General features: G+C 56.4%; 1 protein-coding gene. It reads left to right on the top strand.

The window, feature by feature from the left end; translation table 11 throughout:
• On the top strand, positions 1-1,027 hold a 1,027-nt coding region (locus tag HX773_RS24915), incomplete at both ends, for an Ig-like domain-containing protein (protein WP_176973740.1).

Genomic DNA, 1,027 nt, shown 5'->3' with positions numbered 1-1,027 from the left:
CGATTTCCAGCATCGTTGATGCAGTGGCGGGCGGTGTGACCGGCGCGATTACTAACGACGGCACCGGCCTCACCAACGACAACCGTCCGGTGCTTCGCGGCACGACAGAAGCGGGCAGCCTGATCACCATCTACGACGGCACGACGGCGATCCACAGCTTTGTGTCCACCACCTCAGACTGGACGTGGCAGTATCCAACCACCGCACGCTTCAGTGACGGTGAGCACGTGCTGCGGGTGCGGGCGGTTGACAAGGCCGGTAATATCTCGGCGCTTTCCGATCCCTTCACCATCAATGTGGATACCTCGGAGCCCGTCGCACCGGTCATTACCATTGGCAGTGACAATGTCGGTGCACTCACCGAAGCGATCTTTAAAGGCCGCATTACGGATGACACCACGCCGACCTTCAGCGGTACGGCCGAGCCGAACTCGGTGGTGTATTTGTATGATAACGATAACTTCCTTGGTTCGTTCCGGGCAGACGGCACGGGCGCGTGGAGCTGGACGCTGCCCGAACTGATGCCTGGCCTGCACAATCTCACCGCCTATAGCCTTGATGCGGCGGGTAACAAATCTGCGCTCTCAGAGCCGTATGATTTCAAACTCGGCACGGTGTGGGATTTCAATGACGGCACCTTTAACGGCTGGACCATCCTCGGCAACCACGCACGCCCTGGTGACACATTCGTTAGAGCTACAGCAGATGGGGGTTATCAGCTGGAATTTATCACGGTCGCCACAGCAGCTGACTTCAGCGGTAACATCATGAGCCTGCAAATTAATGTTGAGGCAGGTGAAACCTATGACTTCAACTTTATTTTGAGTCGAATTACGAGGTATTCGTTGGTAAACCCTGCACAACTGGCTTTGACGGTGGATGGGGTACCGGTAAGCGCCTATTACACGGTGGCAGATACCCCACAAAAAGTGGAAGGTTCGTGGGTGGCAACCACCACTGGCACCGTTACGTTGGCCATCAACAACCGCGTCAGCTCGGGTCACGGGAATGACTTCTGGATCGATGA

The sequence above is a fragment of the Pantoea sp. B9002 genome, assembly GCF_013385945.1.
In the GTDB taxonomy this organism is placed as follows: Bacteria; Pseudomonadota; Gammaproteobacteria; order Enterobacterales; family Enterobacteriaceae; genus Pantoea.
This window is presented reverse-complemented; position numbering and strand designations above follow the sequence as displayed.